This is a genomic window from Cohnella phaseoli (assembly GCF_003386235.1).
Classification (GTDB): Bacteria; Bacillota; Bacilli; order Paenibacillales; family Paenibacillaceae; genus Cohnella; species Cohnella phaseoli.
In genome coordinates this window covers 149,048-170,099 of sequence record NZ_QRDZ01000010.1, presented here as the reverse complement: position 1 = coordinate 170,099, position 21,052 = coordinate 149,048, and the positions used below count along the sequence as shown (strand labels likewise).

Sequence of the window (21,052 nt, the reverse complement as noted above, 5' to 3'; positions counted from 1 at the left end):
GGAGCTTCGGTAACTGTAATGACGGCTTCTCCCGTCTTGCTGCCATCAAAATTCGAAGTAGCGGTAATCGTATAATTCTTCGGCGTTGCGTCCGCTGCAACCGTTACCTCGCCCGTGCTGCTCACTGTAACTTTTGTAGGGTCGCTGCTTGTCCACGTTACCGTCTCATCTGCGTCTCCAACGGAAACAACAGTGACACCCAGTTGTACGCGATTTCCTTGCACCACATTCTCCGAGCTTGGATTGACGGTAACGCTGGTAATTGCCGGCGTTTGGACGACCGTGATCGTAGCTGTTCCGAATTTAGTGCTATCGTAAACCGAGGTGGCCGTAATCGTATAATTGTCCAAATCCGTCCCCGCCGCAACGGTTACTTTGCCTGTGCCGTCCACCGCTACGTCTCCGTCGCTAGTTGACCATGTGACTGTCTCATCTGCTCCGCCTGCTGCATCTACCTGAACAGTAAGTTGCGTCTCTCCGCCTCGCACAATATTTTTGCTGCTCGGGGTGACGATGACGCTTCTAATCGCCGGAGCTTCGGTAACTGTAATGACGGCTTCTCCCGTCTTGCTGCCATCAAAATTCGAAGTAGCGGTAATCGTATAATTCTTCGGCGTTGCGTCCGCTGCAACCGTTACTTTGCCCGTGTTGTCTACTGCAACTTTTGCAGGATCGCTGCTTGTCCACGTTACCGTCTCATCCGCGCCTCCGGCCGCATCAACCGCGACAGTCAATTGCTTGCTTGTTCCTTGCATGACAGTTTCCGTACTTGGACTAACGATAACACTCCTAATTTCCGGCGCTTGAGTAACCGTAATGACGGCTGTTCCCGTCTTGCTGCCATCAAAATTCGAAGCAGCGGTGATCGTATAATCCTTCGGCGTTGCGTCCGCGGCAACCGTTACCTTGCCTGTGTTGTCTACCGCAACTTTTGCAGGATCGCTGCTTGTCCACGTTACCGTCTCATCTGCGCCTCCAACGGCAACTACAGTGACTCCCAGTTGCACGTGATTTCCTTGCACTACGTTCTCTGCGCTTGGACTGACGGTAACGCTGGTAATTGCCGGCGCTTCGACGACTGTGATTGTAGCTGTTCCTGTCTTGGTACTATCAAAGTTCGAGGTGGCCGTGATCGTATAATTGCCCAAATCCGCATCCGCCGCCACGGTTACTTTCCCTGTGCCGTCCACCGCTACGTCTGCGTCGCTCGTTGACCATGTGACCGCCTTATCCGCTCCGCCCACGGCATTTACCTGGACTTCGAGCTGCTTCACTCCTCCTCTAACCAGGTTCACACTGGCTGGAGTGACGGTTACGCCGTTAACTCTCGGCGGTACCGCAGTAACCGTAATAGCGGCCGTTCCATATTTACTGCTGTCTACCGTCGAAGTTGCCGTAATCGTATACTGCCCCGGAACAGCATCCTCTGTCACGGTTACTTCCCCTGTGCTGCTCACCGCTACCTTGCTGTCATTGCTTGTCCATTCGACCGTCTTCGCCGCTCCCCCAACCGCAGCTACTGTCGCCGTAAATTGTTCGCTTCCTCCTTGCTCCACGCTTGCCGTAAGCGGGCTGACGGTTACGCTGTTAATGGCAGGCGGCACCGCCGTAACCGTAATCTTAGAGGTACCCTTTTTACTATTATCATACGTTGACGTTGCCGTGATCGTATAGGGTCCCGGAGCGGCATCCCCAGCAACGACAACTTTTCCTTTGGAGTCTACCGTTACCTTGTTGTTAACGTCGTTGCTTGTCCATGTTACCGTCTTTGGTGCTCCTCCATTTTCACTGATGAAGGTACTAAGCTGTATTTCTCCTCCTTGAACTACACTTGTTACACTCGGGTTCACTATTACGCTATTAATGGAAGGAGCAACAACCCTAACCGTGGCAATTGCGAACTTACTGCTATCTACCGTCGAAGTTGCTCTGATCTCATATTGTCCCGGCGTGGCATCGGTCGCAACGGTTATTGTTCCTGTCTGGTCCACCTTCACTTTATCTGTAACGTCGCTGCTCGTCCACGTTACCGTATTCGCTGCGCCTCCTTCGGTCGTCACATTTGCAACAAGCCGATCGGATCCTCCTTGGAAAATGCCTATGGAAGGATGAGTGAAGGTTACGCTAATAATTGCAGGCGGCAACTGTTTCGCCACTCTTATTTGATTTGTAGTCCCATTTTTCTCTTGCCAGGCTACGAACAATTGGTTGTTTAGCACTGCTACATCTGGAAATTGTGCAGCAACTACAGGATTTTTGTTCAGACCGTTAGGTCCGTCTCCGTCAGCGCTTGTCCACTTTGTCCCATCGTATTTTTTAACTCGAATATGTTGAACCACTGTCGATGCTTTCACTTCGTGCCATACCGCATATAAAAGATTGTTGAATACAACTAATTCTACTTCGGCCGCTCTGAGTCCAACATCTCTGTTTAATCCATAAGGGCCGTCACCGTCAACGCTTGTCCAACCGGGACCGTCATACCTCTTCACTCGAATTTGGTAATCCAAATAACCAATATTTTCCTCCCATGCCACATATAGTTTTCCGTTATACATAGCTAATGAAGGCACAACTGCTTGCTTCAAAGGATTGATATTCAAACCGCCTGGGACTCCATTGTCTAGGCTCGTCCAACTGTCTCCATCATACTTCTTGCCTCGAAGGTTAAGAGCACCCGGATCTGAACTCGATTCAGCCCACATCACATACAAAGCGTCATTAGAGGCAATCATGCTAGGGTAAGAAGCTGCACCATTGACGTTCAGCCCTGTTGCCCCTTCCTCCTCCACACTCGTCCAATTATTTCCACCATACTTCTTAATGCGAATTTTTCCTTTTTCAGACCATGACGCATATAGAGCATCGCCAAAAACCGCTAGACTAGGAGCAAATGCCGGTTCAGCGGGATCTACGTTTAATCCGGCTACATTTCCAGTGACATCCTCCCAGACTGAGCCTGAGTTGGTATATCTACTGATGCGGATTTTATCCGAGCCTTTATTTTCATAGGTACTCAGCTCTAACCAAGCAGCATAAACAGACCCATTGAATACGGCAAGAGTAGGATGACCTGCCATCTTCGAGGGATCTACGTTGATGCCGTTCGGTCCGCTGATATTCGTCCAAATAGAGCCATTATACTTCCTCGCGTGAATTTGATTAACGGCTTTTCCGCCAACCTCATTCGTTTCCTGCCATGCTGCATAGATCTCATTATTAAATGCGACTATGGTAGGATCATAGGCTGCTCTGTTGGTGTTCACATTCACCCCGGTTGCTAGGTTGCCATCTACAAAAGTAAAACCTCCTACCGACGCCGAGGCCATACTGCCTCCTTGAAATAACAAAGGCATCGTTAGCGCAAAGGCGAGCAAGAGATGAATGGTTTTTCGGATGCTATCGTGAGTTATGCTTCTTCTCATTCCCGGGATCATTTGTCATCTTCCTTTCGTGGTCGTAGTCGTATATCCTATGTCCCGCATTTTTCACCCAGCATATCCGATCGCACCTTAAAAAAACCTTAAAAACCGACACGTTTCGCCACATAAGCAAAAGAGACTGTCCCATAAGCCAAGCAGCTTAAGATGATCGATAAAAAAGAAGGGGTATGTACCTCCTGTAGATGCCTCATACGCTCCTGAAATCACCTTGTCACGGGTTTCCCCATTCAGATTTCGGGAGCGTATAGCATCGGAAGGAGGTACATACCCTTTTTACATTTCGTATCGATTATCTTTCACAGCAACTTGTAGCGCTTATGGGACAGACAGCCCCTTCGTGAGGCAAGATGAGTCAGAGCCGGGAGACCGGAATGCGAATGGAGACTTCGGTCCCGCAGCCCGGCTCGCTCGCAATCTCCAGCGAAGTTCCGTATTCGTATTTCAATCGTTTGTTGATATTCTGCAAGCCGACGCCTTGCTGTTCCGCTCCGTCGGTTCGTTCAAGCAGCGTCCTCAAGCGCTCTGGCGGAATCCCGACGCCGTCGTCGGATACGACGAAAGTCCACTGCTCGTCCGACTTTACTACCGTCATCCTCACAGTTCCGCCCTCGATGCGATCGCCGACGCCATGACGAATGGCGTTTTCCACAAGCGGCTGTAGCAGCAGCGGCGGGATTCGCAGGCTATAAGCCGTCTCTTCGATCTCGTATTCGAAACGAATGCGATCCCTGAATCGGGCCCGTTCAATCTCCACATACGTTTGGATCAGACTGAACTCCTCCGCGAACCCGACACGATCCTCCGCGTTGCTGAAGCGGAAGCTTCCCCGCAAGTATTCCGCGAGCGCCGTAATCATCTTCCGCGCGCGCTCTGCGTCCGTATAGCTGGATGCAACAATGCTGTTCAACACATTGTACAAAAAATGAGGCTTGATCTGCGATTGCAGGAACGCCACCTCCATATGAACGGCTCGGGCCAACGACTCCTTCATGGCGAGCAAGCTGCCGATTCTGGCCTTCAGCTCCTCCAGGTCAAAAGGTTTCGGCAAATAATCGTTGGCACCCGCCTGGAATGCCGCTACCTTATCCTGAGGTTGAATAGCTGCGGTGACCATCAGAACGGGAAGCTCCAGCAGCGAATAGCGTCTGCGGATCTCCTGGCACACCTCGTATCCCGACATTCCCGGCATCATCAAATCCAGAATGACGAGATCGATTCTGCCCGATTGGTCGATCTGCTCTAACGCCTCATATCCGTTTTTAACCGCGATGACGCGATAATCCAGCTTCTGCAGCGCATCCAATAAAACCTTCAGATTTACATACTGGTCGTCGACGATCAACACCGTACGTTTGCCATCGGCATTCGTCACATATGGCGTTGCAAAGGAATATTCATTTTTCTTGGACACGGCTGAAGACGCCGTCGAATAGGACAAGGACAGAGACGCTTCTCGCCGTTCTTCGGCAACGGGAAGCGTGAACGTAAAGCAGGTACCGGACCCAGGTGTGGAACTTACCGATAGCGTACCTCCTTGCAGTTCAACCAGTTGCTTCGCAATCGACAGCCCCAGTCCGAAGCTTCCCTGCCGCGCTCCCTCCGTCGATTTGAACGGCTCAAAAATATGCGACAAATCCTCCGGTTCGATTCCCACACCGGTGTCCCGCACCTTGATTTCGAGCATGCCTCCGCGTTCTTTCCCGTCAATGGCAATCGTGCCATTATCCGTATGCTTGATGGCATTGTCCAGCAAATTCCCGATGATCTGACCCAGCCGAATTTCATCGGCATACGCATAAGACAGCCCCGCAGGCACCTCGTTGATCAGTCGAATTTCTTTTTCTGTACACAGGTAAGAATAGAAGCGCACTTGAATCTCCGCAACCGCGCGAACGTCGATCGGGCCCGGCTCGACTCTGAGCTCGCCCTGCTTCAGCTTGGACAAGTCCAGAATGTCGTAGACCAGCTGCGACAGCTTCCTCATAATGTCGGTCACGAGCTGCAGCTTCTCCTGTTGCCCGGCCGTTGGCGGATTCGCGACATCGTCCAGCAGGGACTGGGAGATATTCATTACGCCGTGCAGGGGCGTCTTGAATTCATGAGAGGTGCGGGCCAGAAAGTCGTCCTTCAGCTTGTCCGCTTGCAGCAATTTCCCGGATAGCTCCTCGATTTTCTTGAATGCGTTCGAAAACCGGAGGGACATCAGAAGCGCCAGCATCAGCAATACGAGAAAAGGCTCGACCGGCGCCAGCGAATAGATCGGCACGCCGAAATACACGTTCATATTCTGGTTCAGCACCAGTGCATTCAAAGCCAGAGCCGCCACGGCCAAATACCAGCTGCCGGTCACTTTGTGCAACACCGCGTAGACAAACACGTACGTAGCGTACAGAAGCGCAAACGTCACATATAGCGATGTCAGCAGACGAAACGGCCCCGTCGTGATCTGGGAGGCGAAACCGAAATGCAGCAAGATCAAGACAGCACCCGCGATCAGGCCGCCTTGCGTGAGCCATTTGAAGGTATATGGCCGGAAAGCGGTATATACGTACAGGAAGAATCCCGCGCCTACGCCAACCGTCAATATCATCTGAATGCGAAAATAAAGCCAGAATGGAAACGCGCCGAACGCATCGAACAGTACTCTCTCGCCGCTGACGCTTGTAAACGCCGCGATAAATACGCAGACAAAGCCGAAGACAACCAGAGAGTGGTCATTTCTGCGCTGGGAGAACAACCCAAGAAAATACAGCCCCATAATTAGAAAAGCGGTTAATGCGACCCAGTCATGGGCTGTCGCCCGGTCGCGCAGCTTGGCGATTTGCTCCACCTTGCCGAAGTGAAGCGATTCGCCGATTCCGCTGTTCACCCGAAATTCATAGTTGGCCACTTCGATAAGAATTTCGTTCCGGCCCGGCTTCAGCGTGAAGTAGCTGACGTACGGCTTGTTAAGCGCTTGATAATGCTCCTTCTCGTCCGGATTGCCGCTGGAGCCCACGACCTGGCCATTCACGATAAGTCGGTTGGAGATGAGAATCGCAGCCGTCTTTAAGCCGTACACTTCGCTTGCATCGTCGATCAGGAGCTCCAGTCTGTAGGTCGCCATGCCAAGCGTCTCCATTTGTTTGGACCACGACCCGGGAACCTGAATCATCTCGGGAGCCGCTTTCTCTGCGGTGCCGGTTGCCGAGGAATTCTGTCGGGAGAGCAGCCGCCGGGGATAAAACTCCCATTGCCCGTCCAGCCGAACAACGCCTTCTTCATGGAATTTCCACCCGGTCAAATCGATAACTCCGTTGTCGGCAACAGGCATAGGTTTCTTGAGATGAGAGGAGTAAGTCAACAGTAACCCGTAGGTTGCGAACAACAAAGCTATCGTGATAAACAACGCCGCTATTTTCCGACTCATAGGGAGGACCGCTCCGTCTTCTCCCTCGTTTGCCGGAACAGCCGCTGCGTTTCTTCCTCCAGCTCCGCGCCTAATTGAACGCGAACCGCGTGCTCTAGCTGCAGACAGACGCGATAAGCTTCATTGCGATTCCCCAGCTCCAGATGGAGACGGATCAACTCGCGCCCGTCAAGCTCGGAATCCGGCGCTAGCGATATCAGCTTCTGCAAACTGTCGATAGCAAGCGCCGTCCTGCTCCGGCCTCGAAAATACGCATACCCTTGGCGTAGCGCCCGAATATACAAAGATTTGAGCTCCAGTTGTCTGGAGGTGGCCCAGCCGAAATCGCACCCTTCCATATATTCACCCTTGTACAATCCTTTCAACTGATCGTAAAGAGAGTCGTCCATCCTGCCTTCAACCAGAACCTTGCCCAGCAGCCGCTCGAATTCGGATATGTCAACCGCAAGCTCGTCCAATTCTACGGCAAAGCCTTGATCGGCTTTCCGAATCCGGATCGGGATCCCTCCCTCTACCAAGCTTTTTCGCAGATAGGACAGGCAAGTATACAAATACGTCTTGGCCTTGTTCACATCATGACCCGGCCACAGCGCCTCGATAATCGTTGCGGCATTTACCGGCCTGCCTTCGTAATGAATCAGGAGCGCGCACAGCTCCCTTTCCTTTTTCGTTTTCCATGTCAGCGTTTTGCTCATTACGCCGGGCCATTTAATATGGAAGCCCCCCAAACAAAGAACGGTCGGGACAAAGCTTGCGCTCGGAGGTAATGGGGCCGCAGGCTTGAGCAACGAATGTGGAATGCGCGCCATCGTGTTCTGCAGCCGCTCCTTCGTAAACGGCTTCAGCAGGTAGTCGGTCGATTGAATTTCGAACGCTTCAACCGCATATTCCACATAAGCCGTTGTAAAGATGATCGGCATCTGAGGAGAGATCTTTCTTATTTGCCGCGCCGCCTCCGTACCCTTCAGCCCCGGCATCTCGATATCCAGGAACACCGCGTCTGGCGCTCTACGGCCCAGCTCTTCTAACGCTTGAATCGGATTAATATACCTTCCCGCTATCTCAACGTTCCCGATTTGACCAAGCAAAATTTCCAACAAATCCAGCGCATCTTCTTCATCGTCGATCAGCATGACACGAATCATCGGCTTTTGTCTCCTTGGCAGCTTATAAGTTGAACCAGTGAAAAGAAAGCCCATTACATTCCGAAAGGGATGGCTTTGCCGGCTTCTTATATAGATATTAGCCGTTGATAGTTTTGGTACATCGTAACTTTATTATATCTGCTTCATGTTTTACCACAATTAATAGCTATGAGGAAATTTTTAAAGGGGGCTTTGCCGAGGTGGAGCAGGTCATCGCGACCCATGAGGCGGTAAGCGAAGTGGCCGTACTCGGCGTTCCTCTTCAAGAAGAAGGCGAGGCGCTCGTCGCTTTCGTAGTGTTACAGGACGGCGGCCGTTTGGACCTAACACGGTTGCGGGCTTTTTGCGAGCCTCATCTCTCCCGGTACAAATGGCCGACCCGTCTGTTCATTCTCGAGGCTTTGCCCCGAACGACCGTGGATAAAGTAGACAAAAAGCGGTTGCGCGGCAGGTTAACGCAGTGATTACGCAGAAGTACTTTTAATCGTTTAGAGGAGAGGTGACAGTAATGAAGGCGCTAGGTAAAGAGGAATTGATAGAGTTGGTAAGGAAAATTATGAACGTTGAAGGCAGTGAAGAAGAAATCGATCATATGCTTGAACTTCTAAAATATAGCGTTCCACATCCTGAAGTGAGTGATTTAATTTACTGGAATGAAAACGAACTGACAGCAGAGCAAGTCGTTGAACAAGCACTAAGTTATAAGCCGATTCAGCTATAAACATTGAGCAAAACATTGAATTAACGAGAAACGATAATACAGGAGCTTGCTTGAATGAGGCTTTAAAAACTTGGAGGAACAGTAAATGCTAAACATGGAAAACATTTTACTAATAACCGATATTCCCGGCTATACACCGCAAATCAGTCGGTTAGTATCCATGATGAATTATGCTAGATTTACAACATTAGATGCGGTGAAGAATCTAACGCAAGATCAACTTGATTTTTTGCTGGATTCTCAAAGCAATTCGATCGGAGCTTTATTATTACATTTTGCAGCTGTGGAATATGCCTATCAGGTTTTAACTTTTGAAAAACGAAAATTGAATGATGAAGAAATATCAATTTGGAGACCTGCACTTGATTTAGGGAAAGAAGGACAAGAGAGAATAAAGGGAAATGATTTAGAGTATTATCTCAAAAAACTAGATGAAGTAAGGAATAGAACACTTGAATATTTCAAATCAGTTAATGATGATTGGTTAAATGTAGAAGAGGATTTTTGGTGGAACAATCAAGCTAACCATTATTTTATGTGGTTTCATGTATTTGAAGATGAGATCAATCATAGAGGTCAAATCAGAATGATTAGAAAGAGATTGAATGTATAGCGTGTCGGGCATTCGGCATTATCCCAACGTTATGTGCAAGACCAGGAATGATTAGACGTTCAAGGGAGATAGAAAATGAATGTTTATTTGGCAGAAAGCTTTTGAAAGATGGGTAGGGTCGAATGCTTTCTTTCTTGCCGTATGTCAGGTTTACATTCATGATAACTATGCTGCAATTAAAGCATATAAAAGAATCGGATTTATTCCAACGGGAGAAGTTGAAAGAGCTTTTCATGAAGAACATGTATTTAAATTAATTTTAGAAGAATAGAAAAACCACAATATGTAAAATCTTCTCCGCGAAAAAGGACCGCACTCTTCACTTTTAGGAGAAATTGCGATCCTTTCGCGTATTTAATGGGAATGTCGCTGAGTTGCACGAACACTTTGGGATAGCCCGCCCCTTTCGCAAGAAAAATCTCTCTTATGGTCGAATTACCTTTATTCAGAATCCACCTTCGGGTTGTCTACCAGCTCAGTCCAAATGTCTATAGATTGGTCAGCGGGATGGTATTCCACCTCATAGCCGAACGCTTCCGATATGAAACGGAGCGGCACATAGGTTGTATATACATAGAGATGCGGCGGACTATCCAAGGGCACAGCCTGGCCATTCAAGTATGCGGTGTGGCTGTCAATCGTCATTTTCAGAGACAATTCGTTCTTTACAGCGGTGATGGTGCGGGTTGACTTGTTCCATTCCACCCTAGCTCCAAAAAGCTCAAACAAATAACGCATCGGCACCTCGGAACTGCCATTCGCGATATACAGAGGCGGTGCATGCATCAGCGGCATATCGTCAAAGTTTAGCTGATACTGGAAATTGCTAGTGCGGAAGCTCCACTTCTTCACCATCGATTGACCACCGGACTGGAAAGACACCTCTGCCGTATACTCCCGATCCCCTCGCAGCTGCCGCTGCGCGGTCAGTACATACCCATAACCAGATCCCAGCTTCTCCACGATAAGTGGAATGCGGATGTGGCGGTTGCCTGCCAAGGTACTTAGGGACGCCTTGATGTCGGATACATCCCGTCGGCTGCTGAAGATCGTAAGCGTCGTGCCCATGCCTTGATACAGATTCTGCGGATCTCCCATTCCAAAGTAGCCTGCCCATGTCTTCTTCATCCCGTCATAAGGATATACGCTTACGGTTACCGGCGCAGTCATGACGTCTTCTACATTCGCAGCGCCCACGATCACGGTAGCCTTCCCTACTCTCGCAATGCCAATCGCAGAGACCCTTGGGGTTAACATCACTTCTCTGCGTTCATGATCGAGGGATAGCTCATAAATTTCACTAGCCATATCGAATTCATCGTAAGCCCGCTCTTTCATATATACGGTCTCCAGAATATCCCCTGCCCCGCTGTATCCGGCTGCAGCCGCTCGCTCTTCGGCCGTAGGCTGGGTGTAGAACTTCCTCCCCTTCTCTTCGGCGGAGAGGTTCCCCGTGGACTTTAACGTGTAGTAGGCATTGGCATAGCGGGCATGATTAATCGCAGCCTTGGTTAGAGCGGAGTCCAGCTTCACCTCGTTCAGCCCCATTTGTCGACGGAGCTCGTTCACGGACGCCAGCGCTTTCTGCTGCTCTGAATTGCTGGAGCCGTCGTATAATAGCTTGGACGCCGCCTGTACGCCGGGAGCGTCAGTCCATGCGGGAATCAGCATCAGCATGACACACGTTACAATTATCCATCTTTTAAGCAACCGGTTGCCCTCCTCAGAACCCATATATGGATAGACGGATCACTCCCGGAAAAGTTTCGTATCCCGGTCGGCGCTTAATTCCAGACTCCAATCAACAATCCGCAGTTTTATGTTCCTTGTACGCTGTTGCTTTCGGCTCGGCACGGGAGCTTTTTCTAACAAGCAGGAAGTAGGCGAGCATCGCTGCGATGCTCGTCGAAAGGATAATGACTCCCAGCGGTACAGCCGTGTTTTCGCCCGCGATGCCGACGAGCGGGGAGACGACCGCTCCGAGCAGGAACTGAATGACGCCAAGCAGCGCCGCAGCGCTGCCCGCCACATGCGCCTGGCTCTCCATCGCCAGCGGGAACGCCGCCGTAGACGTCATGCCAATAGATGCTACAAATAAAAACAGCGGAATTACCAAGGCCATAAGCGGGCCGTGGAACAAAGCAACCGCGAGAACGACGACGCTTGACGCAAGGGCAAGACAGAGGCCGAACAACAGAAATACGCGTTCGGGCACGCGATGCGCCGCCCGCCCGACGATCTGGGAGCCGATCATGAGGCTGATGCCGTTCGAGCCGAATAACAGCGCAAACACGGTCGGCGAAGCCCCGTATATATTTTGATAAATAAAAGGCGTACCCGAAACATAAGCGAAAATCCCCGCGATCATAATGCCCTGTGTCAGCATGTAGCCGACAAAGTGGCGATCCCGCAAGAGCACTCCATAGTTCCGCAACTGCAGCCTGATATTGGCGGGGCTGCGCCTCTCGACGGGGAGCGTCTCCTGCAGGCGCCACTTGGTCACCGTCCACAGGTAGGTACCGAGCAGCGAGAGCACAACGAATACGCCGATCCAAGAGGAGAAGGAAAGAACCCCGCTGCCTGCGACCGGCGCCGCGAGCGGTCCCAAATTCCCTACGAGCAGCAGCAACGAGAAAAACCGGGTGAGCTCATGACCGTGGTACAGATCGCGCGTGATCGCGCGGGATATCACGATGCCCGCCGAGGCGGCGAAGCCCTGCACGAACCGGCAGGCGATCAACAGCCCGATATGGGGCGAGAGCGCGCAGCCCAACGAAGCAGCCACATATAAAGTCATGGAGACGAGCAGCGGACGGCGTCTGCCGTGAACGTCGCTCAGCGGGCCCATCACAAGCTGGCCGATGCCGAGCCCTAGCAAGCAGGCGGTCAGGCTAAGCTGCACCCCCGACGCCGTCGTATCGAATTGCTTGACGATCTCCGGAAATGCCGGCAAATACATGTCGATCGTAAAGGGCCCAAGCATCGAAAATAAACCGAGCAGCAGAGCCTGTCTTAACGCCTGCCGTTTGTTCTTAGTGGTCATGTCAACGGAATCTCCTTGTCTTCTGCGAATCTGCCGCAAAGAAGATCAGTACAGAAATAATCGGGTGCTGGAGCCTCCGTCAACCGTGATGATCTGTCCCGTGACGTAGTCCGCCTCCGGCGATGTCAGGAACGCAACCACATTCGCGACATCTTCCGGATAGCCGATACGGCCGAGCGGAATCAGGCTGCCGACGTGTTCCTTGTCGTGAAGGGGATTGTCCGCGAGCTTCTCCACCTCCGTTGCTCCCGGAGCGATCGCGTTGACCTGAATGTTAAACTTTGCCAAGTCCAACGCCAACTGCCGGGTCATGGCGTTGATTCCGCCTTTTGTCGAGGCGTATACGGCATAGCGAGGCATCGTGAGCGTCCCGTGTACCGAGCTGATATTGACGATTTTCCCTTTGCCCAATTTGACCATCTCTCTTGCGCACGCTTGCGCACAGAAAAAGGCACCTTTTAAATTCGTATTGACGACTCTGTCCCAGAACGCTTCCGTAACTTCAAAGAAATCCTCCGTCGGATCGACAGCCGCATTGTTCACCAGAATATCGATTCGGCCAAATTCGTCGACGGCCTGCCGTACCAGATGATCGACTCCTTCAAGCGAAGAAATATCCGCTTTGACTGCGATAGCAGAACCGTTCATGCTCGCTATTTGGTCTACAATCTCCAAAGCTCCTTGCTCGCTGTGGGCGTAATTCACGACAACGCTTGCTCCCGCTTTCGCCAGATCCATCGCAATCCGCTTGCCGATTCCGCGCCCTGCGCCGGTCACTATCGCTACTTTTCCCGTAAGTCTAGTCATCGTGTCCCTCCTGGATGGAATATGCCATGCCATGCTCGCCACTTATGATTCGCTTCCTTGTAGCTATCCGTTTGGAATTGATAGGAGGACATGACAGGCGTCCTAAACAACTCCGAATCCCGGTAGCGAATTCCGATGCCGTTCACGAATCCATACCGCCCCGTAGAAGAGTCCGTCGTTGATACAAACGAGAAATCGGCATCCGTCGCGATGCTTCCGTAATGAAGGCAGCCCTGCTCCCAATCATATTTAGGGTAATCCGGAACATCGAGAACGCCTTTATTCAGATCCAATTTATAGGTCAGCTCAATCTTCTTGTTCAGTCCTGTATAGGTTAAGGCAAGCTGATCATGGGATGGAGAAAGAGCTGTAATAATGGTTCTTCCGGTGAATTCTCTCGCATTCCGACTAAGCGGAATGGGAGTCAGCACCGTCGCGAAGCAGCTCATTCCTCCAGCCTCCAACTGCCGGCTGTCCGCTTCGAAGATCATATCGCTCTCTCCGTAACAGCGTCTGATCCGTTCATGTCCCTTAGGGCGACTGCTGCCGGGAAACTCGATCAATAAGCCGAGCTCTCGGCGGTTAACGAACGGCTTCGGATCGTCGGGAGCGCTGTAAATATGCCTAACCTGTCCGACATAGTAATCTTGGTCCGCCTCGATGACCGTTCCGGGATGCCACAGATTTACCGTGCTAAGCGACTGATCGATTCGGGACACCGTCCAATCGACGATAATGTACACCCCTTCCTCCTTCAAAAACGTAATGCAGCGGTCCCACAGCACCTGTCGGTATGGATCGTATAATCGGGTTCTACTGTACTCGATGCCGCCGAAGGAATGGAAATGCAGCAGCTCCGTGGATACGCGTCTATAGGTTCCGTCGTCATGAATAAAGTCGTACATGGTCCCTTCGGGATCGGGACGTCCGCTTCGAAATACGAGACGGTTGTGATAAATGTCCGCCCGGTATTTGCCGTTAGGAGCCTGGTCCCGATATCCGCCGTCATGCAGCAAAATGTTCTGCTGCTTAACAAGCATCAAAATCGAATTTTCATCGGCATGCCCGTGATGGACCTTCTCCGCGGGGGCATTGATCGTACGGCGCAAGTATTCGCGCGAAGTAAACGCGTAATCGCCCTCGTCTCGATAATTGTGGAGCAAATAGGAGGAATCTTCTTGAGCGCCGTCGCGGAAAACAATCTTTTTGCCGACCACGTCGTCAAGCAGCAGCTCGCTTTTCCAATCCGGCTTCACCGGCTCCAGCGTATCGTCTCCCCACAGATAAGCATAGGTGAAATAAGCAGCTACGAACAGGGACTGCGGTCCTTCCAGCTGGCTCATGGCGTAATCGCGGATCTGTTGCGCCGCGTATTTCATTTGCCCGCAGCGGTATCGCGCCGCCCCCTTCTCCATACAGACGAACCACAGAAGCCAGTGGCTGTTAAACATCGCATCTCCGTAATCCGGAATTTGCCCGTAAGGAGTAATAGCGCGAGTGATGAAATCGAAGTAATATTTCGTCTGCGGTTTGGCGTAATAGTCCGCTTCTTTGCCCGTAAGCTCGGCATAAGCCATGCAGGAAATCAACCATAGCGGCAAGTAAAGCTCCGAATCCTCGATCGACCAACGACCATACGATTCCTCTGCGAGGATATCGCGAAGCTGGGACCACTCCCTTGTCTCTTCCGTATCCCCAAGTGCCGCAATAGCCAGAGACAGCGCAAATACCCGCAGCATAGAACGGTTGTGCGCCCCCCATTCGGGATAATGCAGCATTCCGTGAATAGCGCTGCGGATCGATGCCTCAATACGGCTTGTTTCCGCTTCGCTTAGCAGCTCCGACCCTTTCAGGAATAAGTACCCTTGAATATAATGGGACCCCTGGAACATCGTCTCGAAGGAAGGAATCCCCTTGGCGTATTCGGGATGCCGCTGTGCAACCTCCGCAGGCAGGATCGCCTTGAACTCCTCTACAGCCAGCAGCATCCGCTTCGCCTGCTCTCCATATTCGCGTTCACCGGTTACTCGGAACAGGAAGCCTTCGGTCTGCGCTTGCAACGGAATGAACCCTGGAGGAGAGTACATACCCAGGAAACGATTCGGATCGAACGAGGCTTTCCAGCTCTCGATCTGCCGCTCGTACTGCCGCCGTCCTTCCAGGACGGCCTCTTTGATGTATTTCAGGTACGATTGTCGATTCATCCTGCCGTCCTCCCTTATCGGAATCGAATGCGGAGCGTCTTGTCCGTCGGCGTCACCCAGTTGACGGTCAGGTTAAGTGCATCACGGTTGATAGGATCGTTGCGCATGGAGACATCCGCGTGTTCATGAGCCCCTGTCGAGATCAGGATGGCATCCTCGTCCATTGAGAATACAGCGTCGCCATCCGTAAGCTGTACGATGGCGGGCGCGGCTTCCTTCAGGCTACGTCCGGACAATTCGCCTTTAGCGTCAAACATACAGACCGTCTGCAAATAAATGTTCGGTATGGATTCGGACAGCACGCGAACATCGACGCCGTTCTCCAGCATCGTGATCTCCAGCGCAACCGGCAAAAACTGTACGTTCGTTTTCTCGCGCAAATGATTGGGCATCTTGACGTACATGCCGTTCGTCCCTGCCGTCAAGCGCTTGGGAAGCGGACCCCAGTAGCATCCTTCCAGCTCTACTTCCATCCGGTACGTCTGCTCGCCGACCTTCTTAATCGAAGGGAAAGCTACCGCCCCGATTCCAAACCAGCCTGCGCCGATTTTCAAACCGTGCATGACCGCTTTGCCGTATCGAATATGGAGCAGCTCCGGTTGCCCCGCCATTGCCGTTACGCTTATTTTGCCCTTCCGATGGCGAAGGACGGAAGCCCCGTGCGGATGCTGCACAAGCTTGCCGAGATAAGGCACGTTCTTCGGTACCGGAACCTCGTTCTCTTCGCCAAGCAAAATCGTGTAGTCATCCGAGAGCGGTTCGTACAGGTCCAAAGCATTCATCTGCTCCGGATACAGCATCCAAAAAATCAAGGCATGCGCGCCGAGAGGCGCAGTCTTGGCGGCGACGCCGGCCATCGCCCCGAAAAGCGGGCTCCGGTCTCGCGTGGCCATCAGATGACATACCGCATAATACCAATCGTCCATCATCATCGTCCGTCCATAATCTTGGCGCCCGGAATATTCGGTAACGATAGAGTCGTCCGGGTGCAGCATGTATTGCATCATATTTAAATTCGAGCGAATCGCTGCAAACGCCGGCTCGTACCCGAAGATCAGTCCGACATCGTACAGATGGATCGCGCACGCTCCGTTATAGATCGCATTGCTGCGCTCCGTCCATTCGCCGTAATCCGTAATATCGAGACCTTCGTCTAGAAACTGAAAAGCGCGTTCGCGGAAGGCTTCGCCCCCGAAAATTTCATAAATTTTCGCAAACGCCCCCGCCATCACCCAGCGATGATTCGGCGTATGAATGCCTCCGTTCAGAAGGCAGGGCTTCGCCCGCTCAAGAAAGAGAAGCAACGACACTCGCGCCCCTGACAGCTCGTCCATCCCGGAGCGATCGACGATCTGATAGAGCAAAGCCGCCAGATGTACGGAAAAGGCCGTATCCGGCGGCGAATCGATATTGCAGTTTACCAGTGAGATACAGCCGCTCGGCAGCTGGGTTTGCAGAAATAGCGCCAGCGCTTCCTCTAGCTCGCGCAAGAGCGATGCGTCCCGATAATAGCTTGATTCCGGATTAGCAAACAAAGGCAGCATGAGAGAAGCGGAGACGAGCCCAAGCGGCTCAGGCGTTTCTCCCGCTGCTTCGGCCTCCAGACGCATGCTGCGAAATTGACTTAATCGTTCATCCTGCAGTCTCACAATTTCCCGAATCGTCCCAACGGCGGAACTACTCACAAGGCTCAACTCCCGTTTTAGTTTCATGGTCAAACCCAGTATAAAAGCGGTTGGAACCGTTAAACATCGTGCGATCTTGTTCTTTTATTAGGATTATTGCGCTTGGCGGCATCCGATATTGACAGGCCGACAGGCGCGGGATAATTTGAGAAAGTAATCAAGCGATTGGAGGGAATTAGAATGGATCAGGAGACTAAGCAGATGTTTCGGACCTTAACCGAGCTTCCGGGAGCACCGGGCTTCGAGCACGAGGTACGCAGGTTCGTACGACGGGAATTGGCGAAGCACACCGACGAGCTGGTGGAGGATCGGCTAGGCAGTGTGTTCGGGGTGCTGCGCGGAGATCCGGCCGGGCCTCGAATTATGGCATGCGGACATATGGACGAGGTCGGGTTCATGGTGACGGCGATTCTCGACAACGGGATGATCCGCTTTCAACCTTTAGGCGGTTGGTGGAATCAAGTGTTGCTCGCGCAGCGGATGCAGATCATCACGTCTCGGGGTCCCATCCTGGGGGTTATCGCGTCCACGCCGCGCCACCTGCTTGACGAGGCCCAGCGAAGCAAACCGGTCGAGATCGCCGCCATGCACCTTGATGTTGGCGCGGACAACCGCGACCATGCAATGAGTATGGGGGTACGGCCGGGGCTATCCATCGTACCCGTGAGCGAATTTACGCCGCTGCACAACGAGAAGAAAATATTGGCCAAAGCTTGGGATAACCGGTTCGGAGTAGGCCTGGCCATCGAGCTGGCACAGGAGCTGAAGTCCGTTCCGCTGCCGAATACTTTGTATACCGGGGCGACTGCTCAAGAGGAAGTCGGCATGCGCGGGGCTCAGACCGCAGCGGCATTGATAGATCCGGATCTATGCTATACGCTGGAGGCCGGACCTGCCGGGGATACCGGCGGAGATCCGTACGCCCTTGGCCGTATCGGCAATGGAGCCGTCGTTCGAATTCTGGACAGCGCCATCGTCCCGAATCGCACCTTGACCGAATTCATCCTCGATCTGGCCGAAACCCATAAGATCCCGTACCAGTATTTCATATCGCCGGGTGCGACCGATGGAGGCAAAATTCAACTGCACGGCCGCGGCGTACCGACCGCCGTACTTGGAATATGCGCCCGTTACATCCATACGTCGGCTTCCATGATCCATACGGATGATTACGACGCAGCCAAAGAGCTGTTGCTCAAGCTGATCCAAGCTTCGGACAAAACGATGTACGAGACCGTCATTTCCTTCGCATGAGACGGCAAACAGGCCTGCACCTTCCGGATTACCGGTTTGTGCAGGCCTGTTTGTTCTCATTTACCGATTTTTCGATTTACCTATTTCTGATTTCAGCAAGCTTCTCGGTAATTTCCTGATCGTATTCGCGTCCGCCGAGCTTGATCCAGCCGTCCAGCGTTTTCGTCCATTCCTTCTCAAAGTCGGAAGCGATGACCGCTTTGGAGAGCGCCTCATACGCGTATTTGGTAAGGTTAACGGATTTCTCCTGGGCAACCGGACGAGGGCTGTCGATTCCCGGACCCGATCCGCCATACTTCTGGAATTGCTCATAGAAAGGCGCCATTAATTCGGCATATTCCGGATCGGGATCCAATTTGAGAAGCTGTTCCTTCGTCGGGGATCCCATATAGCCCTGTGTCAGCAGGTTCAGGTCGGAGAGATACCACCCGATTTCCTTCGCATTCTTATCTGGATCGATTGGAATCCGAAGCCCGTCGTCGACCTTGTAGTGAACGTCCTCGAAGCCGCTCTGGACGACGCTTATGTTTTTGGCCAAGAAATTAAGATATCTAACCGCCGCTTCCGGATTTTTGGTGCTTTTCGGAATCATGTTCAACAATCCTTGAGCGCCGGTCTTGTCCATGTACTGGGTGCCGTCTTTCCGTTTGAACGGCATGACCGTTACCCACTTGGCCTCGGGGACCGATTTCCTTGTATTCGTAGTCATGATATAAGGATCTTCGTTCGAATCAACGAAGCCGGCCTGCCCAGTCGTCATTTGCTGAGTGAACTTCTGCGAGTTAACGTCCGTTACGAATTCCTTGGAAATAAGCCCTTCTTTGTACAGCTTGTTCATAAAGGCGAAGAACTCTTTGCCTTCCGGCGTGTCGATGGCCGAATGGAACTGACCGTCCACCAGATTGCCTTGAGGCATATAGAGGTCCACCAAGCCCGGACCGCTGTTCACGCCGGCACCCCACATCGGACCAAAGAAGAAGGCTTTCGCCGATTGGTTAATGGTCGGCAAGGCCCAGGGTACGACGTTCTCCTTGCCTACGCCGCCGGGATCCTTTTCCTTAAACGCTTTAAGAACGGTGTACAGCTCATCAAGTGTGGTTGGAGCCTGCATGCCAAGCTTATCGAGCCAGTCTTGACGGATTTTCATCGAAGGTCCGCCGCTCTGATTCATCCGAAGAGCCGGAATCGCATAGCGTACGCCTTTATAGGTGCCCGCAACATCAAGTGCCGGCTGGACCAGCTTCTTGATATCGGGACCGTATTGATCAAGCAGGTCGTCGAGCTCCCAAATTCCGCCCTGTTCGGCATATTGGTAGACCAATCCGGCATTGTACGTAATGACTATGTCGGGAGCCCCTCCGGAAGCCATCCACACGTTCAGCTTGTCGGTTTCCTGCGATCTGGGCAAGGTGACGTATTCCACTTCCAGATTTTCGTCCTTCAAAGCTTTTTCTTGCAGCCACTTCACGATGATGCTGTCCGTAATCTTCGTTCCGTCCGGTGAATTGGAGCGATCCCAGAGCGAGACGCGTACCTTCTGCGGTTTCTCGGATGACTTCGTCTCAGATTGCGTTGACGTAGAAGCCGAGGACGTTGCGTTCCCGGAACCGCCGCTGCCGGCTTCATTGCTCTTAGCGCAGCCTGCAAAGATAGTCGTGATCATGGCGAGAACCAAACTCAGCATAAAACCCTTTTTCACTTCTATTCCTCCCTTTTCTAATCTACAGGTATATGTTTAAGGGAAGCTCTTCCGGCAACTTCTACGAAAGAAGCCCCTATTCCCTGTCAGCCTTTGACGGAGCCGAGCATGGCCCCCTTGACAAAGTACTTCTGCAGGAACGGATAAACGATCAGAATCGGTAATGTAGCAAATACGACAGTCGAGGCTTTTAACGATTCCTCTATAATTTGCAGCTGATTTTGCTGCTGCAGAGTCTCGAGTGAAGTATCCATCTGCGCCAGCAACAGAATATTTCTCAGCTTTACCTGCAGCGGATAATAGTCGGCATCGTTAATAAACAGCACCGCATTGAAGTAGGAATTCCAGTGACCCACGGCATAGAACAAACCGATCGTTGCGAGCGAAGCGCCAGACAACGGAAGGATAATGCGGATCAGGTAACGGATGTTGCCGCAGCCGTCGACAACGGCGGCTTCGCGCATTTCGTCAGGTATATTTTGCAAAAAGGTCTTCATAATGATGACGTTAAATGAGCTGATTAATCCGGGAAAAATGAGCGCCCACGGCGTGTCGAGCATACCGAGCGACTTCACCAGCAGGAAGAAGGGAATCAAGCCGCCGCTGAACAGCATCGTTACGATCATATAGTTCATGAAGATCGTGCGACCCTTTAGATCTCTTCTTGACAGCGGATAGGCGGTCATGACGGTAAACAGCAAATTCAGCGATGTGCCGACAACTGTGATGAAAACGGTTACCAATAAGGATCGAATGACTTGCGCGTCGCCCAGCACGGTCTTCATGGCGTTCCACTGCCATTCCACCGGGAACAGAGTTACCAATCCGCTCTGGATCGCATGATTGCTGCTGAAAGCGTTCGCAACTGCATTAAGAAAAGGAAACAAACAGGCGAACGTAATCAAACTCAGCAAACCGTAGTTGATTACATTAAAGGTCATTTCACCCGGCGTATATTTTCGGAAAACTCTCCTCGACTGTGCCTGCGCTTTGGAGTGCGTCATAGCTGATCTCCTTCCGAAGCTCGCT

General features: G+C 51.9%; 15 protein-coding genes. 5 read left to right on the top strand and 10 right to left on the bottom strand.

The features are described from left to right. From DFP98_RS39060 to DFP98_RS14680, 3 genes are all read right to left on the bottom strand, one after another. Positions 1-2,144, bottom strand: a 2,144-nt coding sequence (locus tag DFP98_RS39060) for an Ig-like domain-containing protein (protein ID WP_220377105.1), incomplete at its 3' end; no start/stop codon positions are given. Between the two features lie 1,651 nt (positions 2,145-3,795). Continuing rightward, positions 3,796-6,852, bottom strand: a complete 3,057-nt coding sequence (locus tag DFP98_RS14685; protein WP_116061361.1) for an ATP-binding protein — start codon at positions 6,850-6,852, stop codon at positions 3,796-3,798. After that, complete coding sequence (locus DFP98_RS14680; protein WP_116061360.1) at positions 6,849-7,997, bottom strand: response regulator; 1,149 nt, start codon at positions 7,995-7,997, stop codon at positions 6,849-6,851. The genes DFP98_RS14685 and DFP98_RS14680 overlap by 4 nt, the downstream gene beginning before the upstream one ends. A gap of 200 nt (positions 7,998-8,197) precedes the next feature. Between DFP98_RS14680 and DFP98_RS14675 the strand changes: the two genes are divergently transcribed. The 4 genes from DFP98_RS14675 (at position 8,198) to DFP98_RS14660 (ending at position 9,602) form a co-directional block, all read left to right on the top strand. Further along, a complete protein-coding gene (locus tag DFP98_RS14675) occupies positions 8,198-8,461 on the top strand; it encodes an AMP-binding enzyme (RefSeq protein ID WP_181917698.1) in 264 nt (87 codons plus the stop codon). Positions 8,462-8,505: 44 nt separating this feature from the next. Continuing rightward, positions 8,506-8,718: a bacteriocin immunity protein gene (locus DFP98_RS14670; protein WP_116061358.1), complete on the top strand. Its 213-nt coding sequence runs from the start codon at positions 8,506-8,508 to the stop codon at positions 8,716-8,718. Positions 8,719-8,803: 85 nt separating this feature from the next. After that, the gene (locus tag DFP98_RS14665) at positions 8,804-9,331 is read left to right on the top strand and encodes a DinB family protein (RefSeq protein ID WP_116061357.1); all 528 of its coding nucleotides are present in this window, start codon (positions 8,804-8,806) and stop codon (positions 9,329-9,331) included. Between the two features lie 79 nt (positions 9,332-9,410). After that, on the top strand, positions 9,411-9,602 hold the full coding sequence (locus DFP98_RS14660) for a hypothetical protein (protein WP_116061356.1): 192 nt from the start codon (positions 9,411-9,413) through the stop codon (positions 9,600-9,602). A gap of 170 nt (positions 9,603-9,772) precedes the next feature. Here DFP98_RS14660 and DFP98_RS14655 read toward each other — a convergent pair whose 3' ends face one another. The 5 genes from DFP98_RS14655 to DFP98_RS14635 form a co-directional block, all read right to left on the bottom strand. Beyond that, positions 9,773-11,041 (bottom strand): stalk domain-containing protein, encoded by a 1,269-nt coding sequence (locus tag DFP98_RS14655; RefSeq protein ID WP_181917697.1) that lies wholly within the window; start codon positions 11,039-11,041, stop codon positions 9,773-9,775. A 91-nt stretch (positions 11,042-11,132) separates the two neighbouring features. Beyond that, the gene (locus tag DFP98_RS14650) at positions 11,133-12,374 is read right to left on the bottom strand and encodes a multidrug effflux MFS transporter (protein WP_116061354.1); all 1,242 of its coding nucleotides are present in this window, start codon (positions 12,372-12,374) and stop codon (positions 11,133-11,135) included. A 45-nt stretch (positions 12,375-12,419) separates the two neighbouring features. Beyond that, positions 12,420-13,181 carry an SDR family NAD(P)-dependent oxidoreductase gene (locus DFP98_RS14645; protein ID WP_116061353.1) on the bottom strand — a complete coding sequence of 254 codons (762 nt, stop codon included), beginning with the start codon at positions 13,179-13,181 and terminating at the stop codon, positions 12,420-12,422. Further along, on the bottom strand, positions 13,178-15,385 hold the full coding sequence (locus DFP98_RS14640) for a hypothetical protein (RefSeq protein WP_116061352.1): 2,208 nt from the start codon (positions 15,383-15,385) through the stop codon (positions 13,178-13,180). Before DFP98_RS14640 ends, DFP98_RS14645 begins: the two co-directional genes overlap by 4 nt. A gap of 14 nt (positions 15,386-15,399) precedes the next feature. Next, positions 15,400-17,070: a hypothetical protein gene (locus DFP98_RS14635; protein ID WP_116061351.1), complete on the bottom strand. Its 1,671-nt coding sequence runs from the start codon at positions 17,068-17,070 to the stop codon at positions 15,400-15,402. A gap of 180 nt (positions 17,071-17,250) precedes the next feature. On the opposite strand from DFP98_RS14635, the gene DFP98_RS14630 reads away from it, so the two are divergent. Next, the gene (locus DFP98_RS14630) at positions 17,251-18,324 is read left to right on the top strand and encodes a M42 family metallopeptidase (RefSeq protein WP_116061350.1); all 1,074 of its coding nucleotides are present in this window, start codon (positions 17,251-17,253) and stop codon (positions 18,322-18,324) included. A 76-nt stretch (positions 18,325-18,400) separates the two neighbouring features. Here the strand turns inward: DFP98_RS14630 and DFP98_RS14625 are convergent, their stop codons facing one another. Both DFP98_RS14625 and DFP98_RS14620 read right to left on the bottom strand, forming a co-directional pair. Then, positions 18,401-20,023, bottom strand: a complete 1,623-nt coding sequence (locus DFP98_RS14625) for an extracellular solute-binding protein (protein ID WP_116061349.1) — start codon at positions 20,021-20,023, stop codon at positions 18,401-18,403. Between the two features lie 86 nt (positions 20,024-20,109). Beyond that, positions 20,110-21,027, bottom strand: coding sequence for a carbohydrate ABC transporter permease (locus DFP98_RS14620; RefSeq protein ID WP_116061348.1), 918 nt, complete (start codon positions 21,025-21,027; stop codon positions 20,110-20,112). Between the last annotated feature and the right edge of the window lie 25 nt (positions 21,028-21,052).